General features: G+C 75.1%; 18 protein-coding genes. 8 read left to right on the top strand and 10 right to left on the bottom strand.

Features of this window, described 5'->3' with window-relative positions; translation table 11 throughout:
- Positions 1-32: 32 nt before the first annotated feature.
- Positions 33-1,247, bottom strand: a complete 1,215-nt coding sequence (locus ACZ3YL_RS35145; RefSeq protein ID WP_465661429.1) for an aminoglycoside phosphotransferase family protein — start codon at positions 1,245-1,247, stop codon at positions 33-35.
- Positions 1,248-1,719: 472 nt separating this feature from the next.
- Between ACZ3YL_RS35145 and ACZ3YL_RS35140 the strand changes: the two genes are divergently transcribed.
- Positions 1,720-3,201, top strand: coding sequence for a DNA-binding protein NsdB (locus ACZ3YL_RS35140; RefSeq protein ID WP_465661428.1), 1,482 nt, complete (start codon positions 1,720-1,722; stop codon positions 3,199-3,201).
- Positions 3,202-3,323: 122 nt separating this feature from the next.
- On the opposite strand, the gene ACZ3YL_RS35135 is transcribed toward ACZ3YL_RS35140, so the two are convergent.
- Positions 3,324-3,905: a hypothetical protein gene (locus ACZ3YL_RS35135; protein ID WP_465661427.1), complete on the bottom strand. Its 582-nt coding sequence runs from the start codon at positions 3,903-3,905 to the stop codon at positions 3,324-3,326.
- A gap of 287 nt (positions 3,906-4,192) precedes the next feature.
- Here ACZ3YL_RS35135 and ACZ3YL_RS35130 point away from each other — a divergent pair, with 287 nt between their 5' ends.
- Positions 4,193-5,692 carry a HEAT repeat domain-containing protein gene (locus ACZ3YL_RS35130; RefSeq protein ID WP_465661426.1) on the top strand — a complete coding sequence of 500 codons (1,500 nt, stop codon included), beginning with the start codon at positions 4,193-4,195 and terminating at the stop codon, positions 5,690-5,692.
- Between the two features lie 109 nt (positions 5,693-5,801).
- Here the strand turns inward: ACZ3YL_RS35130 and ACZ3YL_RS35125 are convergent, their stop codons facing one another.
- From ACZ3YL_RS35125 to ACZ3YL_RS35115, 3 genes are all read right to left on the bottom strand, one after another.
- Entirely contained in the window at positions 5,802-6,644 is an 843-nt protein-coding gene (locus ACZ3YL_RS35125) for an undecaprenyl-diphosphate phosphatase (protein WP_465661485.1), read from the bottom strand.
- 224 nt (positions 6,645-6,868) lie between these two features.
- On the bottom strand, positions 6,869-7,567 hold the full coding sequence (locus ACZ3YL_RS35120; protein WP_465661483.1) for a class I SAM-dependent methyltransferase: 699 nt from the start codon (positions 7,565-7,567) through the stop codon (positions 6,869-6,871).
- Positions 7,568-7,687: 120 nt separating this feature from the next.
- Positions 7,688-8,224, bottom strand: coding sequence for a PadR family transcriptional regulator (locus tag ACZ3YL_RS35115; protein ID WP_465661425.1), 537 nt, complete (start codon positions 8,222-8,224; stop codon positions 7,688-7,690).
- 186 nt (positions 8,225-8,410) lie between these two features.
- Here ACZ3YL_RS35115 and ACZ3YL_RS35110 point away from each other — a divergent pair, with 186 nt between their 5' ends.
- Both ACZ3YL_RS35110 and ACZ3YL_RS35105 read left to right on the top strand, forming a co-directional pair.
- Entirely contained in the window at positions 8,411-9,178 is a 768-nt protein-coding gene (locus ACZ3YL_RS35110) for an alpha/beta fold hydrolase (protein ID WP_465661424.1), read from the top strand.
- Between the two features lie 127 nt (positions 9,179-9,305).
- Positions 9,306-10,235 carry an aminoglycoside phosphotransferase family protein gene (locus ACZ3YL_RS35105; protein ID WP_465661422.1) on the top strand — a complete coding sequence of 310 codons (930 nt, stop codon included), beginning with the start codon at positions 9,306-9,308 and terminating at the stop codon, positions 10,233-10,235.
- Between the two features lie 203 nt (positions 10,236-10,438).
- On the opposite strand, the gene pxpB is transcribed toward ACZ3YL_RS35105, so the two are convergent.
- The 4 genes from pxpB to ACZ3YL_RS35085 all read right to left on the bottom strand — a co-directional run bounded on the left by pxpB (position 10,439) and on the right by ACZ3YL_RS35085 (position 13,753).
- Entirely contained in the window at positions 10,439-11,074 is a 636-nt protein-coding gene (pxpB, locus tag ACZ3YL_RS35100) for a 5-oxoprolinase subunit PxpB (protein WP_465661420.1), read from the bottom strand.
- Between the two features lie 11 nt (positions 11,075-11,085).
- Positions 11,086-11,862, bottom strand: coding sequence for a LamB/YcsF family protein (locus ACZ3YL_RS35095; protein ID WP_317621117.1), 777 nt, complete (start codon positions 11,860-11,862; stop codon positions 11,086-11,088).
- 142 nt (positions 11,863-12,004) lie between these two features.
- Positions 12,005-12,529, bottom strand: coding sequence for a hypothetical protein (locus ACZ3YL_RS35090; protein ID WP_188305473.1), 525 nt, complete (start codon positions 12,527-12,529; stop codon positions 12,005-12,007).
- A gap of 189 nt (positions 12,530-12,718) precedes the next feature.
- Positions 12,719-13,753 carry an IPT/TIG domain-containing protein gene (locus tag ACZ3YL_RS35085; protein WP_465661418.1) on the bottom strand — a complete coding sequence of 345 codons (1,035 nt, stop codon included), beginning with the start codon at positions 13,751-13,753 and terminating at the stop codon, positions 12,719-12,721.
- A gap of 185 nt (positions 13,754-13,938) precedes the next feature.
- Here ACZ3YL_RS35085 and ACZ3YL_RS35080 point away from each other — a divergent pair, with 185 nt between their 5' ends.
- The 4 genes from ACZ3YL_RS35080 to ACZ3YL_RS35065 all read left to right on the top strand — a co-directional run bounded on the left by ACZ3YL_RS35080 (position 13,939) and on the right by ACZ3YL_RS35065 (position 21,833).
- Positions 13,939-15,498, top strand: a complete 1,560-nt coding sequence (locus ACZ3YL_RS35080; RefSeq protein WP_465661416.1) for a hypothetical protein — start codon at positions 13,939-13,941, stop codon at positions 15,496-15,498.
- A 76-nt stretch (positions 15,499-15,574) separates the two neighbouring features.
- On the top strand, positions 15,575-16,450 hold the full coding sequence (locus tag ACZ3YL_RS35075) for a hypothetical protein (RefSeq protein ID WP_465661414.1): 876 nt from the start codon (positions 15,575-15,577) through the stop codon (positions 16,448-16,450).
- 42 nt (positions 16,451-16,492) lie between these two features.
- Positions 16,493-21,055 (top strand): hypothetical protein, encoded by a 4,563-nt coding sequence (locus ACZ3YL_RS35070; RefSeq protein WP_465661412.1) that lies wholly within the window; start codon positions 16,493-16,495, stop codon positions 21,053-21,055.
- A gap of 19 nt (positions 21,056-21,074) precedes the next feature.
- Complete coding sequence (locus ACZ3YL_RS35065) at positions 21,075-21,833, top strand: metallophosphoesterase (protein ID WP_188305340.1); 759 nt, start codon at positions 21,075-21,077, stop codon at positions 21,831-21,833.
- A gap of 17 nt (positions 21,834-21,850) precedes the next feature.
- Here the strand turns inward: ACZ3YL_RS35065 and ACZ3YL_RS35060 are convergent, their stop codons facing one another.
- Positions 21,851-22,252: a hypothetical protein gene (locus ACZ3YL_RS35060; RefSeq protein WP_465661410.1), complete on the bottom strand. Its 402-nt coding sequence runs from the start codon at positions 22,250-22,252 to the stop codon at positions 21,851-21,853.
- Between the last annotated feature and the right edge of the window lie 17 nt (positions 22,253-22,269).

Genomic DNA, 22,269 nt, shown 5'->3' with positions numbered 1-22,269 from the left:
GGCGTGTCACCGGCCGTGGCGGCACCGGCGGTTCAGCGGGTGCCGACCGCGGCCCGGACCGCCCGGCGGGCCAGCGCGGCGTCGTCGTAGAGCCGGCGGATCATGATCCGCTGCTCCTCGCCGGCGCCCGGCACGTCGTACAGCCGGATCTCCCGCATCAGCACCAGCACCAGGTTCACCAGGAACGCGTCCCGGGCCAGCGTGCCGCCGCTCTGGGCGAGTTGGCTGATCTGGCGGCGGGCGGCGGTGTCGCCGGAGAGCACGCTCCACAGCACCGCCAGGTCGTAGCCCGGCAGGTACCAGCCGGCCTGCTCCCAGTCGACCAGCACCGGGCCCGACGGCGCCAGCAGCATGTTGCTGAGCAGGGCATCGCCGTGGCACAGCTGCAGCGGGGTGTTGCCCAGGCCGTGCAGCAGGCCGCGCAGGTCGCCGGCGTCCCGGTCGGTGAGCTGGCCCACCGAGTGGTAGCGGGCGATCTCGAACTGGTAGTCCAGGCGCGGCTGGAAGACGTCGCTCGGCGGCCGCCAGAGGTTCAGCGTCCGCACGGCGCCGAGCAGCGCCCGCACCTCGCCCGGGGTGGGCGCGTTGACCGGGTGGCGCTCCCGGGCGGCCGGGCGGCCGGGGACGCGCTCCATGACGAGCACGCACCGGTCGTGGTCGGCCGCGACCAGCCGGGGCAGCCGCACCGGCGGACGGTGCCGGACGAACGCCCGGTAGACCGAGACCTCGTGGTGGAAGTCGGCCACCAGCTGCTCGAAGTACCCACTCCGCACCGCCTGCGGCGCCAGGCACTTGGCGACCACCGGCGCCCGCCCGATGGTGCCCGCCACCAGGATGTGGCGGCTGCCCTCGCGCAGGACCTGGCGCGGGGTGAACGCCGGACATATCCGCGCGACGCTCCCCAGCGCGGCCCGTACCGCCGGGGTCTGCAGCGCCGACGGGTCGATCCGCTCCGGCCCGACCGGCTGACCGGGCCGCCGGGTGCGCAGCACCTGGCCGTCGGCCTGCCGGGCGAGCGGGAGGCGGTGACCGGCCGGCGGGACGGCCTCGGGGGCGGCGCGCAGCCCCAGCGCCGTGCGGCCGACCGGGACCCGGGCGTCGGCGGCCCGGCCCTCGGTGCCGCGCGGAGCCACCGGGCGGCTCGCCGGGGGCAGCTGCTTGGGCCCCGGACGGCCGGCGGCCGCGTTGGGGGGGCGCAGCGCGGTGCGGCTCGCGGTCGGCGTGGGGGTCGTCGCTGAGGAGTACATGGGCTGAGGGGGGTCCCTTCCGGTCCGTCTGCGGGTTCGCCCCGCGGGGCGGGGGAGGGCTGGTGCCGCGTGCTTCCTGGCGTGGCGGCGGCCCTGGTTCGGTCGGTGGGTGGTGCGCGGGCGCCGGGCACGGACGCGGGGCCGGAACCCCTGTTCGGCGGTGCTCCGGCCGTCCGCACCCTGGGGAATGCGGTCGGCCGGACTGCCGTGGCCGTGCCCGGCGCCCCCGCGCCACCCGGCCGCGCCACCCCCTCGGGTGAGGACCGGGAGCGTCCCGTGCCACGGTCGGGGGACTGCCCCGACGCCGGTGGGACGCCGCCCGACCCGAGGGGCGAGGTGGCGCATCCCTACAACACACCCGCCGGGCACTGGCTTAGTAGTCTGGCGGGCCCTGGCGAACGGTGGCGAATGCTCGCCTGGCACTTGCCCGAGCCTCTAGCCTCGGAGTTGCCGAGGAACCTGGGGGCTTCATTTGAGCAGGGAACCCAACACCCGACTCGCCGATCTGTTCGTCCTGACCGGATGGTCCAAGGGCGAACTGGCCCGGCTGGTCAACCGTCGGGGTGCCGCGCTGGGGCAGCAGCAGCTGTCCACCGACACGTCGAGGGTACGGCGGTGGATCGAGCAGGGGGAGATCCCGCGCGATCCGGTGCCGAGGGTGCTGGCAGCCGTGTTCACGGAGCGGCTCGGACGTGTCGTCACCACTGAGGACCTCGGTCTGGAACGACACCGGCCGACCAGGTCCGGAGCGGAGCCCTCCGCAGCAGTCCCGTGGTCGCCGGATCGAACAGCCGCGGTCCTCACCGAGTTCACGGGAATGGACCTCATGCTGAACCGACGTGGATTGGTGGGCGCCGGAGCCGCGCTCACGGCCGGGGCGGTCGTCGCCGACTCGCTGAAGGGCTGGCTGGGCGGGGACGCGGTCGCGTACGCGGCCTCGGTGCCCGGACCGCGCCAGCTGATCACCGGGAGCGCCGCGCGCCCGGTGGTCGACGTGTACGACGCGGGCCCGGTGGGGCTCGAAGAGGTGGAGTCGCTGGAGCGCTCGGTGCAGGTGTTCCGGGCCTGGGACGCGGCCCGCGGCGGCGGGCTGCAGCGCAAGGCGGTGGTCGGCCAACTCAACGAGGTCGGCGGACTGTTGACCCACCGCCACGCGTCGGCGGTGGAGCAGCGGCTGTGGCTGGTGGCGGCCAACCTGGCCGTGCTGGCCGGCTGGATGTCGCACGACGTGGGCCTGGAGCCCACCGCCCAGCGGTACTTCATGATGGCGGCCGAGGCGGCCAAGGAGGCCGGCGACCGCCCGCGGGCCGGTGAGGCGATCTCCCGGGCCGCGCGCCAGATGGTGCACCTGGGCCGGGCCGACGAGGCGATCGAGCTGATGTCGGCGGCCAAGGCGGGCGGCGGGCTGCTGCTGCCCAGAACGCGCGCGATGTTCAACACGGTGGAGGCCTGGGCGCACGCCTCGATCGGGCACTCCCAGGACACCTACCGGCTGCTCGGCGAGGCGGAGGAACTGTTCACCGAGGACGCGCCGGAGCCGCCGCCGTCCTGGATGCAGGTCTTCGACGAGGCCGAACTGCGGGGCATGCAGGCACTGGTGCTGCGCACCCTGGCCGAGCAGGATCCGGCGGCGGCCCCGCTGGCGCGGCGGCACGCGGAGCGGGTGATCACCCTGCGGGAGGGCACCGGGCAGCTGCGGTCGGCGCTGTTCGACCGGATCACCCTGGCCTCGGTGCACTGGATCACCGGGGAGCCGGACGCGGCGGAGTTCCAGGCCAAGATGGTGATGAACCTGATCGGCCAGAACTCCTCGCACCGGACCTGGGACCGGCTGCGCGAGATGTACCGGCTGACCGCCCGCTACCGCGGGCTGCCGGTGGTGGACGAGCTGCGGGCGGAGCTGGGTCGGGAGCTGCGGGCGGCGGACGCCAAGAACCGGCCGCGGTCGTCCTGAGACGGGCGGCCGGTCCGGGGCCGGTCGGGAGCGCACCGATGGGGACTGGTCGGGAAGGGGCCGGTCGGGAGCGCACCGGTGGGGACTGGTCGGGAAGGGGCCGGTGGGGACGGGAGCCGGATTCAGGCCCGCCGGAGCAGCATGCGCAGCGCGGTGACGGTGCCGTCCGCGCCGAGCACGGGTTCGCCCGCGCACTCGACGTCGTCGTGCCGTCCGCCGGAGCGGCGGATCCGCAGGGTGCCGGCGGCCGGGCGGCCGTGCACCAGGGCGTCGGTCATCATCCGGCGCAGCACCGGCCGGTCCGCCTCGGGGAGGCGGTCGGGCAGTCGGTCGAGGCTGAGCGGTCCTTGGCCCGGGTCGCAGCCGAGGAGGAGGTAGGTCTCGGCGTCCCAGCGGACGCCGTCGGTCAGCAGGTCCCACTCGGCCGAGCCGACGAGTCTGTCGCCGGCGGCGCCGCTGGTGCCGTGGGTGTCGCCGTTGCCGAGGTAGGGGCCGGACGGTTCCTGCGCCGTGCCGTCCACGCTGCCGTCCGTTCCGCGGTCGGAGCCGTCCGCGGCGCCGTCGCCCGCTGCGCCGCGGGTGCGGTCCGCCCTGCCCGTGGGGCCGGCGGCGCGGTCCGTACCGGAGCCGTCGTCCGCGTCCGCCGGGGCGCCGTCCACCGTGGCGGTGTCCGGCGGGCGGGCGGCGCCTAAGGGCATGTTCATGACGGGTCCATCGCTGAGTGTGGCCCGCCGTGTGCGGGGCGTCGGGGTGGTGAGAAGACTGTCGCACAGCGTCCCGACCGGTGTGGGCGATTTGGACAGAACGCAGGCAAAGTTCCCCTGGCATATGCCACTGCGGCAGCCGCCTTCGTCGCCCTGTGTGCGGACGGGGGTCCGAGGCGGTAACCTTCGGTGATTCCGGCGCCCGGGCGCCCGCCGCAGTACCGACCAGAGACCCCGGCGACGGAAATCCCGTTGCCACTACGACCGCCGCAACGGATGCTGACCTCATGTTCGAGCCAGTGATAGCACCTAGTGCCAGCCTCCTAGGCCTCCTTCAGCGAGGCCGTGGAGACGGGCAGCTCCACGCGCTGGCCGCCGACCGTGCCGAGGCCATCGCCGCGCTGGAGGAATGTGTCACCAGGGATCCGCGGGCCGACTGGCAGGTCGAGAGCCGCTCCCTCTACTACGCCCGTCTCTACATGGAGCTGGAGGCCTCCCTCGACGGCATCGAGGACCACCTCCACTCCGCCGAGGACCTCGTCAGCGACGACGAGAGCCGCACCGGCCTCGCCCTCTCCGTCCTGGGCCACCTCGCCGCGTACGGCCGGCGCGACGCGCTGCTGATGCTGCGCGAGTACGCCGCCACCGGCGCCAACTGGGCCTGGGCCCTGGACGAGCTCGCCCTGCGCGACGACGACCGCGGCCTGCTGCTGCTCGGCAGCGCCGTGCTGGACCGTTTTGCACCGGGCCCCGAGGGCGACGCCGAGCTGCGCGAGTTCATCCGCAACGCGTACGAGCCCAGGCCCTGGCGGCTCTGGGCGGCCTACCACCCGAGAGTGGCCGCGGCCAGCGAGCAGTCCCCCTTCGACCTGTGGCAGCGCCAGCTCAACCGCGGCGGTGTCACCCCCGGCTGGTCCACCGCCGACGTGCTGGCCTGGGCCGACCAGGGCCGGCTGGGCGACCTCGGCGCCGACGCCTTCCTGAGCCGGCCCGAGCCGGTGCGCGCCGACGAGGACCGGTCCGGCCCCGACGCCGTGGACCGCCGCGCCGCCGCGGCCGCCCGCTGCCTGACCGCTGTGGTCCGGCCCGAGGACCGTCCCGCCCTGCTGGAGGCCGCCCGCGACGGCCTGCCCGGCGCCCGGCGGGCCGCCCTGCGCTACCTGGTCGACCAGCGCGACCCGGCCGCCCTCGAACTGATCGAGGCCGCCGCAGCTGACGTGGACGACCGGATCGTCCGGGCAGCACTGGAGCTGCTCGGCCGGATGCGCGGCCCCGAGGTGCTGGCGCAGGCCCGCCGCTGGGCCGACCCGGCCAGCGGGGGAGCCGACAGCGCGCTCGGCGAGACCGCCGTGCGCCTGCTCGCCGACGCCGGGGAGCCGGCCGACGCGCCGCTGGTGGTCGCCGGGCTGCGCCGCTGGATCTCCGTGCGCGGGGTCAGCGGTACCGGGCTGGGATCGCTGGTGGACGGTGCGGGGCGGCTGGCCGCCGCCGACGCCGTCCCGGTCCTGCGCCACATCTACGGGGAGGCCGGCTCCTCCGAACTGCGCGGTCGCGCCGCCCGGGCGCTCGCCGCCACCGATGTGCACTTCCCGGAGGGGCCCGCCGTCGAGTGCCTCTGGGACTGCGAGGAGTCCACCCGCGAGCTCGCCGCGCGCCATGTCGCCACCACCGGCGACGCGCGTGTGCTGGAGCGGCTGCGAAGGCTCGCCGCGGACCCGGCCGAGGAGGCCGAGGTCCATGCCGCCGTCCGCGGCCGGCTGACCGCCGCCCGGGAGTTCGGGCGCTAGGTTCCTGACGTTCGGTGGGCCGGGACACCTCGTCGGTGTCCCGGCCCACTGCTTTGTCCTCGGCTTTCTCCTCGGCTTTGTCCTTGGCGGCCGGGTGTGGAACGCGGTTCTACTTGACCGAGCCCGCGTCCGGGGCCAGCACGCCGCCCGCGACCAGACCGATGATCAGTACGCCGAGCAGCACCCGGTACACCACGAACGGCAGGAAACTGTTGTTCGAGATGTATCCGAGGAACCAGGCGATCGCCGCGTAGCCGACCGCGAAGGCGATCAGGGTGGCCAGGATCGTCGGCCCCCAGGCCGGGGCCGGGCCCTCGCCGATCTTGAACAGTTCCAGCGTCCCCGAGGCGAGCACCGCCGGGATCGCGAGCAGGAACGAGTACCGGGCCGCCGCCTCCCGGCTGTAGCCGAGCAGCAGGCCCGCGCTGATCGTGCCGCCGGAGCGGGAGACGCCCGGGATCAGCGCCAGCGCCTGGGCGAAGCCGTAGGCGGCCGCGTGCGGCAGGGTCAGATCGGTGATCGGTCGGGCGTGGCGGACGGCCCGGGTGCGGTCGGCGAGGGCCAGCACCAGACCGAAGACGATCAGCGTGGTGCCGATGATCCGCAGATCGCGCAGATGCGTCTCGATGGAGTCCTGGAACAGCTTGCCGAGGACGCCGATCGGCAGGGTGCCGATGATCACGAACCAGCCCGTCCGGGCGTCCGGTTCTGAGCGCAGCGCCGGGCGGAACAGTGACAGCACCCAGGTCCGGACGATCGAGGCGATGTCCCGGCGGAAGTAGATCAGCACCGCGGCCTCGGTGCCGAGCTGGGTGACGGCGGTGAACGCCGCGCCCGGGTCGTCCCAGCCCAACAGGGCGGAGAACACCCGCAGATGGGCGCTGGAGGAGACGGGCAGGAACTCGGTGAGCCCCTGGACCAGGCCGAGAACGGCCCCGTGGAACCAGTTGATCACCGAACACCCGCCAGGGGTATCGGGCGGGTGTGTTGCCGGTGCGGCATGGGCGGGTCCTTGCGGGTCGGAGCGGGCGTGCGGACGACCGCGACCCGCACGGCCCGCGGCCGCGCACGGGCCCGGCGCGCGGCCGATGGTACGGGGTGAAGGTGACAGCTCTTTGTTCACCCTTTAACCGTGCTTTGCGCACCTGGCCCGTCCCGACCCGCGCCCTCGCGTCCCTAGTCGGCGGGCCGGGCCCGGACCCAGGTGCGGTCCTCCGTGAGGTACTCCTCGACCCGCAGACCGGCCTCTGCCAGGGCCTGTTCGAAGGCTGCCGCGGTCAGCGGGCGGGACAGGAAAGTCTGGGTCCAGACGCCGTCCGGGAAGACGTACTCGGCGTGGACCGAATTCACCCCGGAACCGACCGGTGTCGCGGAGAGGATCCGGGCCACCCCGTCCGTCCCGGCGATCCGGCTCTCCCGCGGCACGTTGCGGTGCCAGTCCTCGCCCTCCCGCTGCACCAGCACGCAGCCGTCCTCGGCGACGTGGCGGCGGCAGGTCTCCAGCAGGCCCTGGCGGACCGCCGGGTCGCCGGCGTGCACCAGGAAGGAGGCGAGCATGACGACGTCGAAGCGCTCGCCGAGGTCCAGCCGCTCGATCGGGCTGCGCACCGTGCGGACGTCCGCGCGGACCTGGGCCAGCATCTCGGCGGACTCGTCCACGGCCGTCACGGCGAAGCCGCGCTCGACCAGCGGGTGGGTCATCCGGCCGACGCCGCAGCCCAGTTCGAGGATACGGGCGCCCGGCGGCACCGCGGCCTCGATCACGTCCGGTGCGTCGCCCACCGGGAGGCGGGTCCACACCTCGACCGCGCAGCCGTCCGGGGTGATCGCGCCGGTGCCCGTGCCGTCGTAGCCCTCGCGCCGCTCGTCGCTCATGTGCGTGTCGTTGCCCATGGGTCTCATCGGAACACGGGCGGGGTGGAGAGGGAAGGGAGGCCGGACGGCTTTCGGTCAGTCCGCAGGCCGGGCTCGTCGGCCTGGTCGCCGGCCGGGTCGTCAGTCGGCCTGCGGGCGCTCCAGTTCGGCCAAGGCGGCGCGCAGCCAGGTGAGTTCGGCCTCGGTCGTGGCGCGGGCGGTCAGCAGCAGACCGCGTCGGAAGGGGTCGGTGAACTCCTCGGCGCTGCGCGGGCGGTCGTCCTCGTAGAAGAAGCTGGCCGGCTCGCTGAGGAAGTCCAGCCGGCGGCGGAGCACGGCGGCCTGGGCGGCCGGGTCGTCGAGGTGGCGCAGGAAGGAGACCACGGTGGTCCAGCGGTTGCCGTCGCTGATGTCCAGCGGCTCGGGCTCGCGCAGCCGGTCGAGCAGGGCGGTGCGGCCGGCATCGGTGAGGTGCAGGGTGTGCCGGGGTGCGGCGGCGCTGCCGGGCTCGGTCTCGCGGACCAGCAGGCCGTCGGCCTCCAGCCGCTTGATCGCGGGGTAGAGCGAGCCGTCGCTGATCGGGCGGACGTGGCCGGTGAGGGCGGCGAGGTGGCGGCGCAGCTGGTAGCCGTGCAGCGGCCGGTCGTACAGGAACCCGAGGATCGCGAGCTTCAGCATGAGGTCACTCTTCCAGATCCGTGTCTCGGAGCGTTGGTATATCGCTATCGCTATACCTCGATGTCGAGGTATGGTCTGGTTCCGGCAGACCAAGGCCGCCGGCAGTCCCCGCGGACAGTCCCCGTCGGCAGTCCCCGCGGGCAGTCCCCGATCGGCAGTTCCCGACTGACACAGGAGCGTGTGCGCGTGCGCGAAACCCCCGTCACCCCGAACGGCGACCGGATCCGCTGGGTCGAGCTGCCCGGCGCCGAGCCCGCCCGGCTCTACCTGCACGGGCTCGGCGCGACCTCGCCCGCCTACTTCGCGGCCGCCGCCGCCCACCCGCTGCTCGCCGGGCGCCGCTCGCTGCTGCTCGACTTCCTCGGCTTCGGGATCAGCGACCGGCCCGTCGATTTCGCGTACACCCTGGAGGCGCACGCCGACACCGTCGCGGCGGCCGTCGCCGCGGCCGGCCTGGAGCGGGTCGAGGTGGTCGCCCACAGCATGGGCGGCGCGATCGCGATCGTCCTGGCGCACCGGCACCCCGGGCTGGTCACGCGGCTGGTCCTGGTGGACGCCAACCTCGACCCCATCGCGCCCGACCGCGAGCGGGTCGGCAGCAGCGGGATCGCGACCTACTCCGAGGCGGAGTTCCTGGCCGGCGGTCGGGAGGAGGTCGCCGAGCGGGTCGGCCCGTTCTGGTGGTCCACGATGCGACTGGCCGGCCCGGAGGCCCTGTACCGCAGTGCCGCGCACCTCGCCCGGGGGAGCGAGCCGGCCATGCGCGAACTGCTGCTCGGGCTCGACCTGCCGCGCACCTTCCTCCACCCGGAGGCGGACGAGCCCTCCGGTGCCGACGGGCTGCGCGCGGCGGGGGTGCGGGTGGTGAAGGTGCCGGACTGCGGGCACAACATCATGGTCGACAACCCGGACGGCTTTGCGGCGGCGACCGCGGCGGCGCTGGGCGCGGGCTGAGCCCTGACCGGGCCGGTCCCGACCCGGGGTCGCGCCGGAGCCTGGCCGGTCCCGATCCGGGGTCCGCGCCCGGGCCTGGCCGGTCCCGAACTAGGCTGATCCGAGCCGTCGGAGAGGAGCCCCTGCCATGCCCGTCGTCGTCCCGCCCGCGCTGGCCGCGTCGCTGGCCGAAGCCCTCGGCGCGGAGGGGCGCGCCTGGTCGGCCCGACTCCCGGCGCTGGCAGAGGAGTTGATCGAGCGCTGGGAGCTGCGCCCGGACGGGCCGGTGGCGCACGGCGTGGTCGGGCTGGCGCTGCCGGTGTGCCGCGCCGACGGTACGCCGGCGGTGCTCAAGCTCCAGCCGGTGGACGAGGAGACGGCGGGCGAACCCCTCGCCCTTCGGGCCTGGGGCGGCCGTGGCGCCGTCCGGCTGCTCGACCACGAACCGGCCTCCGGCTCCCTGCTGTTGGAAGCTCTGGACGCGTCGCGTTCACTGCTCGACCTGCCCGACGACCGCACGGCGGTGGGCGTGATCGCCGCGCTACTGAGGGAATTGACGCACCATCAGGCACCGGGCAGCCTGCGGACATTGAGCGGAGTCGCGGACGGCCTGCTGCTGCGGGCCCCGGAGGCCGTCGCCGCCCACGTCGATCCGGACGAGCGGCGGTTGCTCGCCGACTGCGCGGCGGCCCTCCGCACGGTCCGCGCCGAGCCGGGCGACCGGCTGCTGCACTGGGACCTCCACTACGGCAATGTCCTCGCCCCGCTGCCCGGTGGCGACCGGGCCCCCTGGCTGGCGATCGACCCCAAGCCGCTGGCCGGGCACCCCGGCTTCGAGCTGCTGCCCGCGCTGCGCAACCGCTGGGACGACCTGACGGCCACCGGTGACCCGGCCCGCGCGCTGCGGTGGCGCTTCGACCTCCTGGTGGAGGCGCTGGAGCTGGACCGCGAGGTGGCGGCGGCCTGGACGCTGGCCAGGGTGCTGCAGAACGCGGTCTGGGCGGTGGAGGACGGGGAGGCGGAGCTGGATCCGGCCCAGCGGGCCATCGCGGAGCTGCTGTCACAGGGCCGGAGCTGACTGCCTCACCGCTTCCGCGGCAGCACGAAGCGCACCGATGTCCCCGGCCGGGCCCGGGCGGCGGCCGCGAGGTCGGTGGTCGGGACGGATGGTGGCCGAGACGGACGGTGGTCAGCGGCCCGGGCCGGACCGCCTGCAGGTCGCTCAATTCCGCCTGCCCCTGTGGCGGTCCGGTCAAGGAAGCCGGATCCGCGGCAGCGCGCCTACGCCCGTTCCGCGGTGAACCGGACCCGCACCCCCGGTGCCAGCAGCGCCGCCGGTTCGCGGGCCGGGTCCCAGAGGGCCAGCGCCGTCCGCCCGATCAGCTGCCAGCCGCCGGGGGAGGGGCTCGGGTAGACGCCGGTGTACCGGCCGGCCAGGGCGACCGAGCCGGCCGGGACGGCGCTGCGCGGGGTGGCCCGGCGCGGCACCTCGTACCGCGGCGGCAGTCCGGTGAGGTAGCCGAAGCCGGGTGCGAAGCCGCAGAAGGCGACCACGTACTCGGGCTCGGTGTGGATCCGTACGGCGGCCTCCGCGGAGACGCCCCACAGCGCGGCGACCTCCGCCAGGTCGGCGCCGTCGTACACGGTCGGGACGTCCACCAGCGGCCCGCCGGCGACCGTGGCCGCCAGCGGACGGGCGGTGCGCAGCAGCGCCGCCAGCGCGGGGACGTCCGCGACGCCGTCCAGCAGTACGGTGCGGGCGGCGGGGACGACCTCGTCGACCTGGCCGAGCTCTCCGGCGGCCTGCCGCTCGCGCAGCCACCCGTACAGCGCGGCGACCTCGGCCGGGCCCGGCAGCTCGACCAGCAGCGCCCGCTCGCCCACCCGCCGTACCGATCCGACGGGGCCCGTGCGCATCGGGCCGTCGGTCACGCGAAGGCCTCGACCCGGACGCCGGCCGAGGCGAGGGCGCCGCGGATCCGCCAGGCGAGCTGGGCGGCGCCGGGGGTGTCGCCGTGGACGCAGAGCGAGCGGGCCTCGACGGTGATCTGGTCGCCGCCGACGGCCTCCACGGTGCCGTCCCGGGCGATGCCGACGGCGCGGGTGATCACCGACCCGGGGTCGGTCACCACCGCGTCGGGCTCGCGGCGCGGGACGAGGGTGCCGGCCCAGGTGTACGCGCGGTCGGCGAAGGCCTCGGTGACCACCGGTAGTCCGACGCCCTCGGCGACGGCGAGCAGCCGGGAGCCGGGCAGTCCGAGGACGGGCAGCGGCCCGTCGCAGACCGCGCCCGCCCGCAGCACGCCGGCCACCACGGCCTCGGCCTGCTCGGAGTCGGTGACCACCCGGTTGTAGAGGGCGCCGTGCGGTTTGACGTAGGCGACCCGGGAGCCGGCGGCGCGGGCGAAGACCTGGAGGGCGCCGATCTGGTAGGCGATCTCGTCGGCGAGTTCCTCCGGCGGGACGTCCATCGCGCGGCGGCCGAAGCCTGCGAGGTCGCGGTAGGAGACCTGGGCGCCGATCCGCACGCCGCGTTCGGCGGCCAGTGCGCAGACCCGGCGCATCGTCGACGGGTCCCCGGCGTGGAAGCCGCAGGCGACGTTCGCGCTGGTCACCACCGACAGCAGGGCCTCGTCGTCGGTCAGGGTCCAGCGCCCGAACCCCTCGCCGAGGTCCGCATTGAGATCGATCACCGCATCGGCCACGCCCGTCCGCCTCCCAGCAGCTGTTGAGCCAGATGGTAGGGCCTGGGGATGAAGCCCGTTGTCCGTGACCCGGAGGGCCCACGGGCCCACCGGCGCGCGGCCTTCGCGCCCGCGCCCTGGGGCGGCGCCGTGCAGCACCGACTCAGTTCGCGGCAAGCCGTTCCTGGAAGGAACGTTCCAGCGGACGCAGCGCCCGCAGCACGATCAGCAGCGGAATGACGCCGAAGACACCGAACGACATGTCGATGAATCGCCAGGCCAGCGGAATCCCGCGCAGCGGCCCGCAGATCAGTGCCAGCGGGATCACCGCGCCGCAGGCGAGCACCGCCCAGCGGATCACCCAGACGTTGCGGACCGGGTCCTTGAGCGGCCCCCAGAAGGCGGCGCCGATCACCAGGTGGGCGAAGGCCAGCCAGTCGGTGCCGTACGCGAGGAAGGGGTAGTTCCGGTTGGTCTCGGCGATGCCGGTGTGGACCCGTTCGAACCAGGCCGTGACGGCCGGGAAGTGGTCGGCCAGCGGGGCGGCCGGGCCGGCGGCGAACTCGGCCAGCCAGCGCGTCTCGGTCTCCAGCGGGAAGGCGGTCAGGCCGCTCAGCACCAGGCAGACCAGGAAGAACCGGAGCCGGCGCCGGACCTTCCGCAGGGTGACCGCAGGGTCGTCGTCCATCTTGCACACCTCCCGCGCACGCCGGGCGCGCGCATGCCGAATGTGCAGGCGGGCCTTGTCCCGGCTGCGCGGAACCGACTCTAGGCCTTGATTTGAACGCGTTCAACATCCTTCGTCGTTGAGGCGAGATCCCCGGACGCACCGATGCCCGGGCACCTGAGCGGCACCCGGGCGTCCGTGGAGCAGTGGCTACGCGGCGTACGTGTACGTCACCGGCGCGCTGGTGCCGCCCGCCGTGGTGACCGTGACGTCCACCGGCCCGGGCGCGGCACCCGTCGGCGCGTAGGCCGTGCAGAACTTCGGGCCGCAGGAGAAGCGGTCGGCCGGCACCCCGCCGAACGACACCGTCCCGTACGTCAGATCGGTGCCCGCGATCGCGACCTGGGTGCCGCCGGCCACCGGTCCGCCGGCCGGGCCGAGGTACGAGACCGCCGGCGTGGGCGGCGCCGGCGGCGGGTCGCCGGTGTAGTCGAAGGTGACCGGTGCCGCGGTCGTGCCGCCCGGGGTCACCACGCTGACCGGGGCGCTGCCCGTGCCGCCGGGAGTGGTCACCGTGCAGGCGGTGTCGGTGCAGCTGCCCGGCGCCGGCACGCCGCCGACCAGCACCATGCCGTGGGACAGGTTGCCGCCGCTGACGGTCACCGCGGTCCCGCCCGCGCCCGGGCCGGTGGCGGTGTCCAGTGCGGCCACCGACGGGGTGCCCGGGACGACGGGCACCGGGGCGTTGCCGGGCAGCGGCAGGACCGCGACGTGGCCGGTCGGGTCGGTGTCGTTCGGGTTGCCGATCGTCGCGACCAGCTGGCCGGAGGCCTTGGTCGGGTCGCCGTACACCTTCAGCTTCATGAACTCGTGGAACCCGGCCCGCCGGGTGCCGACCAGCACCGCGTCCAGGTGGCGGCCGTCCGGCGAGACGGACTCGGTGAAGGTGTAGTCGTACGGCGTGGAGTAGAACATCGCGCCGTCGGTGGTGAGCCCCTGCGGCAGGTCCAGGGTGATGTGGGTCGGCCCGGTGAGATCGGCCGTGCCGGCCGAGGTCCAGCTGACCGACATCTGGCCCGGGCCGGGTGGGGCGGTGCTCGGGAGGTAGCCGTTCAGCGAGACCGTCACATGCTGCGCCGAGACGTCGGACGTGCCGGTCGGCGCGGCCGTGGCGGCGGCACCGGTGCTGAGGATGGTCACGGACAGCGCGGCGGCGAAGCCTGCTTTGGCCAGTCGGGTGATCATGGGACGATCATCACCGGTCGGACGCGCCGCGCTCACGGTTTTCTCGAATACCGGTTCGGGAATGGCGCGATCCCGTCGAAACCGCGTTCCGGAACCACCCCCGACACGCCCCCCGGCCTGCCGTCCGGCCCGTCCGCAAGGTCCGTTTCGGTCGATGTCGGTGCGAACCTCTAATCTTGTCCACCGTGACCGCCATCGCTGACCCGCCCACCGAGCCCGGCCTCCGCCCGGCCGCCGGCGCCGCCGTGCCCGCCCAGCGGCCCGCGCCCGGCCCCGCCGCCGACGAAGGCCTGGCCCGTCGGCTCAAGGCGCTGGCCTGCACCGCCCCGCTGCACGACCTGGACAACCGCAAGGTCAACCTGGCCGGTGAGTACGGCGGCTACGCGATGGCCGAGGTCGGCCTCGCCGCGATCGACCTGGTCACCCTGCACATGGACTTCGACACCGGGGCCGACCGCGACATAGTGCTCGCCCGGATGCTGCCCCGGGTCGCCGCCCAGGCCCCGCACCGGCCGGCCCCCGAGCACGAGCGGGTCGCCCGCTGGGTGCTGGAGTCGCTGATCAACGTCGGCAGCGTGGACCGCGGCTTCCGCGCCGTCTACGGCACCTTCGGCGCCGACGGCGAGTACGTCCGCCGCGACTACGACTTCAAGCTGATCGAGGAGGTCCCCGGCCCCGACGGCGGCGTCTACCTGCGCACCACCGACGAGGCCGTCAACGTCCTGGTCGGCGCGCTCGACACCGACGTCACCTCGGCCCAGATCGCCGCCGAGGTCAAGCTGGAGGTGCTGATCCGCCGCGGCCGCCTGGCCGACGCCCAGCTCGCCGCCGAGCAGGCCCGCTACCGCACCGTCCAGTACGCCGAGACGCTGCGCCGCGCCCTCGACGCCACCCGCCGCAACGTCCGCGCGGTCGACTGGATGAAGGCCGTCCCGGACCTCATCGACGAGGCGCTGGACCACATCGCCGACCGCTACCGGCACGAGAACGCGATTCTCACCAACATCCGCAAGGCCCGCGACGAGGCCGAGCCAAACACTCCCGAAGGGGCGGAGCACAAGCGCCGCGCCGCCGAGCTCCTCGACATCGTCAAGGACTGCATCCGACGCCACACGAAGCTGCAGACCCGGCTGCTGGAGGCCGGCCCGCTGTTCCGCGCCGAGCAGGACCGCCAGGCCTTCGCCACCCCCGGCGCCCGCAGCGGCATCGACCTCTACGGCCAGCTCCTCGCCCCCGTGCTGCGGCTGCCGATAGAGCAGGCCGTCCGCCCCACCGGCGCCTTCTTCGCCCGCGGCGCCGGCCTGCGCACGCCCGTCTCGGTCCGCGTCGCCGACCTGGTCGACCTGCTGCTCACCCCGCCGGTCGAGCGCGAACACCTCGGCGCCGAACTCCCCGACCCGGACCTCGTCGCCACCCCGGACGACAGCCGCTTCTCCGAAGCCCAGCTGGAGGCGGCCCAGGAACTGCTCGACCTGCCCCCGGACGCCCCCCGCCGGCTCTCCGGCCTGCTCGCCGACGCCCGCCGGCAGGACCCGGAACTCCCGTACCTGGTCGCCCTGCTGGCCGTGCACGCGGCCAGCCCGCCGGTCGGCACCGCCTACCGCCAGGGCGAGGAGCGGCTGCTGTTCGCCGTGGACGACGGCACCCCGCTGCACGACCGGGAGTTCGGCGGCGCCGACCTGATCGTCGGCAGCGCCCTGCTCGACGCGGTCGGCATGGCCGCCGACCGCAAGGACGCCGGCTGACCGGCCGGGCAGTGACTTTCCAGGCACCCACGTTGACGAACCGAAACCACCGCGCCACCCCCGAGGAGCACCGCCCGTGACGACCCACCACGACACGTCCTGGGCGGCCGAGACCGAACCCGCGGCCCCCGCGCCGATCACCCCGGCCGACGTCGCCGACGCCGCCCGGCTGGTCTCCTTCGGCCTCCAGGCCAAGCTGCTCCCCGCCCGCGACGTCGAGTACGCCGAACTCGTCCGCCGCCACCGCGAGGACCCGCCGTTCGCCCGCCTCGCCGACGCCATCGCCACCGGCATGGGCCTGGTCGTCCTGGAGGTCTCGCCGCGGGCCGGCATGGCCGTCGCCGCCGCCGAGGAGTCGCTGTTCGCCGTCCGGATGGGCGACTACTCGCGCCGCGCCGCCTCCGAGAGCACCGACCGCTTCCTGCACGGACTGGCCCACCTCGCCGTCGCCGCGATGGCCTTCCCTCGCCCCGAGGACCTCGCCGACGACGGCTACCTCGGCCGGATCACCGTCAACGGCGTCGACTCCTTCGTCCGCCAGGCCTGCCGCCGCCTGGAAGAACAGGCCGACACCGAGGGCGCCAACACCGACCCGGCCTCGGACGCCCCCGGCCTGGAGGCCGCCTGGCGGGTCTGGGCCCGGCGCACCGCCACCGGCGCCACCAAGGACGCCCGCCGGCTCTCCGGCTCCACCATCGGCATCGTCGCCAAGGCCGTCATGTTCCTGGTCGACTCCGGCTTCCTGCAGAAGGTCTCCGACGACTCCGGCGGCACCTACCGCACCACCGCCCGCTACCAGCTCCAGGTCCGCGACCTGGCCGACAGCGCGGCGATGGCGGAACTGCTCGACCTCGGCGTCGTCCCGGTCTCCGACGGCACCGCCAGCCTGCTGCCGCCGGACACCGGCGACGAGCTGGTCGCCGACGCCGGCCTGCCGTTCCACTCGCTCTGACACCCGTCCGACTCACGTAGACAGCACGGAGAACCGCCGCACATGTACGAGCTCAACCGGGTCCGCCTCTACTCGATCGGACCGGCCGGCGCCCGCTACGCCGACACGGTGCTCGACCTGCGCGGCGTCGGCGAGCCCGTCGCCGACCCGGCCCCGCAGCAGATCGGCCTGTTCGGCGAGGAGACCGACGGCCCGGTCCGCCGCCCCGCCCCGGCCGGCGTGCTCTTCCTGGAGAACGGCGGCGGCAAGTCCGTCCTGCTCAAGCTGATCTTCTCGGTGATGCTCCCCGGCCACCGCAACACCCTCGGCGGCGCCAGCTCCGGCGTGCTGCGCAAGTTCCTGCTCGCCGACGACTGCGGCCACGTCGCCCTGGAGTGGCAGCACACCGTCACCGGCGAACTGATCGTGGTCGGCAAGGCCAGCGAGTGGCGCGGCCGCCAGGTCTCCTCCGACCCGCGCAAGTTCGCCGAGACCTGGTACTCCTTCCGTCCCGGCCCCGGACTCACCCTCGACTCACTGCCGGTCGCCGAACGGGTCAGCCTGGTCGGCGACCAGAAGGCCCGCGGCCGCCGCCGCACCATGAAGGGCTTCCGCGACGCCCTCACCGAGGCCGGCAAGGCCCACCCCCACCTCGACCTGGTCTTCGAGGACGGCCACGACCGCTGGACCGAACACCTCGGCGAACTCGGCCTCGACCCCGAACTCTTCCGCTACCAGCGCGAGATGAACGCCGACGAGGGCGAGGCGGCCGGCCTCTTCGCGGTCAAGCAGGACAAGGACTTCACCGACCTGCTGCTGCGCGCCGTCACCGACACCCGGGACACCGACGGCCTGGCCGACCTCGTCCACGGCTTCGCCGCCAAGCTCGGCCTGCGCGCCGAACTCACCGCCGAACGCGACTTCACCGCCGGCTCGCTCGACCTGCTGGAACGCATCGTCGAGTCCACCACCGCCCGCGAGACCGTCCGCGAGGCCCACCGCACCGCCGAGCGCCGCGCCCGCCGTCTCGCCCACGCCCTCACCTCCCGCGCCGCCGCCGAGCGCGACCGCGCCCAGGACCTCGCCATCGAGGTCGCCGCCGCCGCGGGCGCCGTCACCGCCGCCGAGTCCGACCGCACCCGGCACAGCCTGATCGCCGACGAACTCACCCACCGGCACGCCACCCTGAGCCTCGCCGCGGCCACCACCGAGGCCGCCGCACTGCGCCGCGAACTCATCGACGCCCGCACCCTGCACTCCGCCTGGCAGGCCGCCGAGGCCGTCCTGCGCCAGCGCGCCGCCGCCGACCGGGTCGCTCGGGTCGCCGCCGCCATCCGCGAGGCCGAACTCGACGCCGCCCCCGCGCTCGCCGCCCGCGCCCTCGCCGCCACCGCGCTCGCCCGTGCCCTGGAAGCCGCCGCCGCGGCCGCCGAGACCCGCGCCGACACCGAGGAGCAGCGCGCGAGCGAGCTCCAGGAGGACGGCGGCAAGGCGCAGTCCGCCGCCACCGAGGCCGCCACCGCCGCCCAGAAGGCCCGCAGCGAGGCCGAACACCTGCGCCAGCGCCTCGCCGAGGTCGAGCAGGAGACCGATGCCGCCGTCGAGGCCGGCTTCATCGACTCCGACGGCGACGTGGACCCGGCCCGCGCCGCCCTGCACGCCGCCGACGTCGAGAAGGCCGCCGCCGCGGCCCTCGCCCAGGCCCGCACCGCCGCCGAGGCCTGCGCCGCCCGGCTGCGCGAGGCCGCCGCCGCCACCTCCCGCGCCGAACTCGCCGCCGAACGCGCCGGCGACGCCCGCAAGGACGCCGCCCGCGCGCTGGCCGCCGAGCAGCGCACCGCCGCCCTGCTTGCCACCGAGCAGCGGCTCGCCGACCTGCTCTCCCTCACCCCCTACCAGGACGACGCGGAGGAGGACGCCGGCTTCCTCACCCCCACCGTGCTCGACCGCAACGCCGAGTACCTGCGCGAACTCCTCGACGAGGCCATCGCCACCGCCGAACGCACCCTGTTCGACCTGCGCACCGCCGCCGCCGACGACTCCCGCATCCTCGCCGCACTCGGCGACGGCGGCCTGCTGCCGCCCGGCCCCGACGTGCTGGCCACCGTCGAGTACCTCGCCGAGCACGGCATCCCCGCCCTCCCCGGCTGGCGCTACCTCGCCCAGTCCGTCGACCCGACCGACCACGAGGCGATCCTCGCCGCCCGGCCCGAACTGGTCGACGGCGTGGTCGTCACCGACCCGGCCTCGCTGGAGCGCGCCCGCGAGGCCCTCCAGGCCGCCGCCCTGCTGCCGCGCTCCACCGTCGCCGTCGGCGCCGCCGCCTCACTGATCGCCCCGATCACCGACGAGCCCGCCTTCTTCCTGGTGCCGCCCAACCCGGCCATGCACGACGAGTCCGCCGCCGACGGCGAGCGCCGCGAACTGCGCGCCCGCGCCGCCGCCCGCGAGGAGCACATCCGCGAACTCGCCGGCCGCCTCGGCGCCGACCGCGCCCTCGCCGCCCGGCTCGCCTCCTGGCACGCCAGCTGCCCGCCCGGCACCCTCGCCGAACTCGCTGCCGCCGCCGAGGCCGCCCGCGAGCACGCCGAGCAGGCCGCCGCCGCCCTGGCCACCCTGCGCGCCGACCACGACGAGGCCGAGACCGACCACGCCGCCGCCGCCTCCGCCCACGAGGAGCACCGCGAGAACGCCCAGCGCGCCCGCCGCCGCGCCGACGCCCTCTCCGGCCTCGCCTTCCGGCTGCGCGAACGCGCCAACTGGGCCCGCCGCCAGCGCGAACTCGCCGAGGACGCCACCGAGTGCGACCGCCGCCAGGCCGTCTGCGCCGAACGCGCCCGCACCTGCGACGAGGACCGCCGCGCCGCCCAGCGCGCCGCCGACGACGCCCGCCGCACCGTCCGCGCGCTGCGCGCCGAACGCGCCGAGATCCCCGCCGCCGAGCAGGCCGACGAGCCCGCCGAGCAGAGCGCCCCCGCCGCGCTGCCCGCCCTGCGCGAGGCCTACCGGGCCGCCTCCCAGCTGTACGAGAAGGTCGGCGTCGGAGCCGACCTGCGCGCCGAACAGGCCCGCGCCGAGGGCGACGAGGCCGCCGCCGCGACCGAACTCGACCGCCTCACCAACAAGGTCCGCACCCGCGCCGAGGAACTCCTCGGCAGCCCCGACGGCGCCGACGGCCCGGCCCGCCAGGCCGCCGCCGCCCGCGCCGAGGAACTGGTCGCCACCATCGAGGCCCGCTCGGCCGCCGCCAGCGAACAGCTCGGCCGGCTGCGCGGCGAGGCCGAACGCTCCGCCCCCGCCGACGGCGAGGCGCACACCGAGCTGCCCGAGGAGCTCGTCCCCACCGACCCCGAGCACGCCCAGACCCTGCTGCGCACCGCCACCAGCCGGCTCGCCGAGTGCCGTGAGGCCGTGGACGCCGCCCGCACCGCGCACGCCGACCTCCAGCGCACCTTCGACACCGCCCAGTCCGCCGCCGCCGACTTCGACGAACTCGCCGGCCAGCTCCGCGACGGCCTGCGGGAGCTGGAGGACGACGCCCAGCCGGTCGAGCCCTACCTCGGCTCGCTGCCCGAGGCCCGCAACGCCTCCACCGACGCCCGCCGCGCCCTGCGCACGGCCGCCGGCGAGCTGTCCTCCGCCGAACTCGCCGTCCGCGACGCCTCCGACGCGCTGGTCCGGCACGCCAACGCCGCCCGCTACGAGGCCGTCCGCACCCCCGCCCGCCAGCAGATCCGCGAACTGCCCGCCTCCGCGCTGCCCGAGCACGCCGCCGCCTGGGCCGCCGCCTTCGCCCCCCGGCTGCGGGTGCTCACCGACGAGCTGACCCAGCTGGAGAAGAACCGCGGCTCGATCGTGGACCGGCTGCGCGGACTGGTCGAGTCCTCGCTCACCACCCTGCGCGCCGCCCAGCGGCTGTCCCGGCTGCCCGAGGGCCTCGGGGAGTGGTCCGGCCAGGAGTTCCTGCGGATCCGCTTCGAGGACCCGGACCACGCCACCCTGGTCGAACGCCTCGGCGAGGTCATCGACGAGGCCACCCGCGCCGCCGTCAGGAAGAACAGCGACCTGCGCCGGGACGGCATGTCACTGCTGCTGCGCGGCGTCGCCGCCGCGATCGGCCCCAAGGGCGTCAGCGTGGAGATCCTCAAGCCCGACGCGGTGCTGCGCGCCGAGCGGGTGAGCGTCGGCCAGATGTCCGACGTCTTCTCCGGCGGCCAGCTGCTCACCGCCGCCATCGCGCTCTACTGCACGATGGCCGCGCTGCGCGCCAACGACCGCGGCCAGTCCCAACTGCGGCACGCCGGCACGCTGTTCCTCGACAACCCGATCGGCCGCGCCAACGCCACCTACCTGCTGGAGCTCCAGCGTGCGGTGGCGGACGCGCTCGGCGTCCAGCTGATCTACACCACCGGCCTGTTCGACACCACCGCGCTCGCCGAGTTCCCGCTGGTGATCCGGCTGCGCAACGACGCCGACCTGCGGGCCGGCCTCAAGTACATCTCGGTGGAGGAGCACCTGCGCCCCGGCCTGCCCGCCCCGCAGGACCCGGACGGCCCGACCATCCACGGCGAGATCACCGCCACCCGGATGTTCAAGCGCCCCGCGGAGGTTCCCGCCCAGCCGTGAACTGGCTAGCGTGATCGCCATGCTGACGATCGCGCACCTCAGTGACATCCACCTCGGCCAGGTCCACCGCCGGGACGCCGGCAAGCGGGCCCGGCGGCGGGCCGAGCAGGTGATGGCGTACCTCGACGCCCTGCCCGGCCCGCTGGACGCGGTGCTGGTCACCGGCGACCTCGCCGACCACGGCCTGCCCGAGGAGTACGAGCAGGTCGCCGAGGTGCTGAACTCGCGGCACCCGGTGCTCACCTGCCCCGGCAACCACGACATCCGGGCGCCCTACCGGCAGGTGCTGCTCGGCGAGCAGCCGTCGACGGATCCGGTCAACCGGTCGCACCGGCTGCCCGGCGCCGACGTGCTGATGCTCGACTCCTCGATACCCGAGCAGCACGACGGTCTGCTGGCGGACGCCACCCTCGACTGGCTGGATGGCCAACTCTCGTCCGGCCGACAGGAGTTGCCCGCCCTGGTGGCCTTCCACCACCCGCCGGTCGAACTGCACGTCCCGAGCGTCGACCGGATCCGCCAGTTCGGCGAGGCCCGCCTGGCGCAGGTGCTGCGCCGCCACCCCCGGGTGGCCGCACTGCTCTGCGGCCACTCCCACACCGCCGCCGCGACCACCTTCGCCGGCCTGCCGGTGCTGGTCGCGCCCGGCGTGGTCTCCACGGTCACGCTGCCCTGCGAGGGCGGGCGCGGCATCACCTTCGACCATCCGCCGATGCTCGCCTTCCACGTCCTGGACGACGAGGCCCGGCTCACCACCCACTACCGGGTGGTGCCCTGAGGCGTGTCAGGCCCGTCCTAGCGGTCGGCCAACCGGCGCTGGTGCGGCGGCTGTTGCGGGTGTTGCCGCGGGTGTTGCTGCGGGTGTTGCTGCGCGGTCCCGCCGGTCCGGGGGAACGGCCGGGCGGCCAGCGGCTCGGGGGCGGCCCGGCTGCCCGCCATCGGGGAGGCGGAGTTCGGCCCGCGCATCCGCTGGGCGGCGACCTGGCGGGAGATCAGGATCTCCAGCAGGCACCACATGGTGCCGAACACCCCGAGCCCCATCGCCATCAGCGCGGGCGTCATCAGCCAACTCCCCGCGTACGAGGCCAGCGTCGCGACCACCACGCCCACCAGGGTGAAGGCCAGGCAGAGCACCGCCCGGACGGCCGCGGAGCGCACCTCGTCGGGCAGGCGGCGACGGCGGCGTGGCACGGACATCGGGCGACCCCCAGGCG

The sequence above is a fragment of the Kitasatospora sp. NPDC023176 genome, from assembly GCF_055560495.1.
Note: the sequence above shows the minus strand (reverse complement) of the source record. Positions and strands in the feature narration are given on the sequence as shown.

Excerpts from the sequence above, each read along its gene's own strand:
- ACZ3YL_RS35085 (WP_465661418.1), bottom strand. The coding sequence starts at position 13,753 with ATGATCACCCGACTGGCCAAAGCAGGCTTCGCCGCCGCGCTGTCCGTG.
- ACZ3YL_RS35090 (WP_188305473.1), bottom strand. The coding sequence starts at position 12,529 with ATGGACGACGACCCTGCGGTCACCCTGCGGAAGGTCCGGCGCCGGCTC.
- ACZ3YL_RS35060 (WP_465661410.1), bottom strand. The coding sequence starts at position 22,252 with ATGTCCGTGCCACGCCGCCGTCGCCGCCTGCCCGACGAGGTGCGCTCC.
- ACZ3YL_RS35105 (WP_465661422.1), top strand. The coding sequence starts at position 9,306 with ATGCCCGTCGTCGTCCCGCCCGCGCTGGCCGCGTCGCTGGCCGAAGCC.
- ACZ3YL_RS35120 (WP_465661483.1), bottom strand. The coding sequence starts at position 7,567 with ATGAGCGACGAGCGGCGCGAGGGCTACGACGGCACGGGCACCGGCGCG.
- ACZ3YL_RS35065 (WP_188305340.1), top strand. The coding sequence starts at position 21,075 with ATGCTGACGATCGCGCACCTCAGTGACATCCACCTCGGCCAGGTCCAC.
- ACZ3YL_RS35130 (WP_465661426.1), top strand. The coding sequence starts at position 4,193 with ATGTTCGAGCCAGTGATAGCACCTAGTGCCAGCCTCCTAGGCCTCCTT.
- ACZ3YL_RS35115 (WP_465661425.1), bottom strand. The coding sequence starts at position 8,224 with ATGCTGAAGCTCGCGATCCTCGGGTTCCTGTACGACCGGCCGCTGCAC.
- ACZ3YL_RS35070 (WP_465661412.1), top strand. The coding sequence starts at position 16,493 with ATGTACGAGCTCAACCGGGTCCGCCTCTACTCGATCGGACCGGCCGGC.
- ACZ3YL_RS35135 (WP_465661427.1), bottom strand. The coding sequence starts at position 3,905 with ATGAACATGCCCTTAGGCGCCGCCCGCCCGCCGGACACCGCCACGGTG.
- ACZ3YL_RS35145 (WP_465661429.1), bottom strand. The coding sequence starts at position 1,247 with ATGTACTCCTCAGCGACGACCCCCACGCCGACCGCGAGCCGCACCGCG.
- pxpB (WP_465661420.1), bottom strand. The coding sequence starts at position 11,074 with ATGCGCACGGGCCCCGTCGGATCGGTACGGCGGGTGGGCGAGCGGGCG.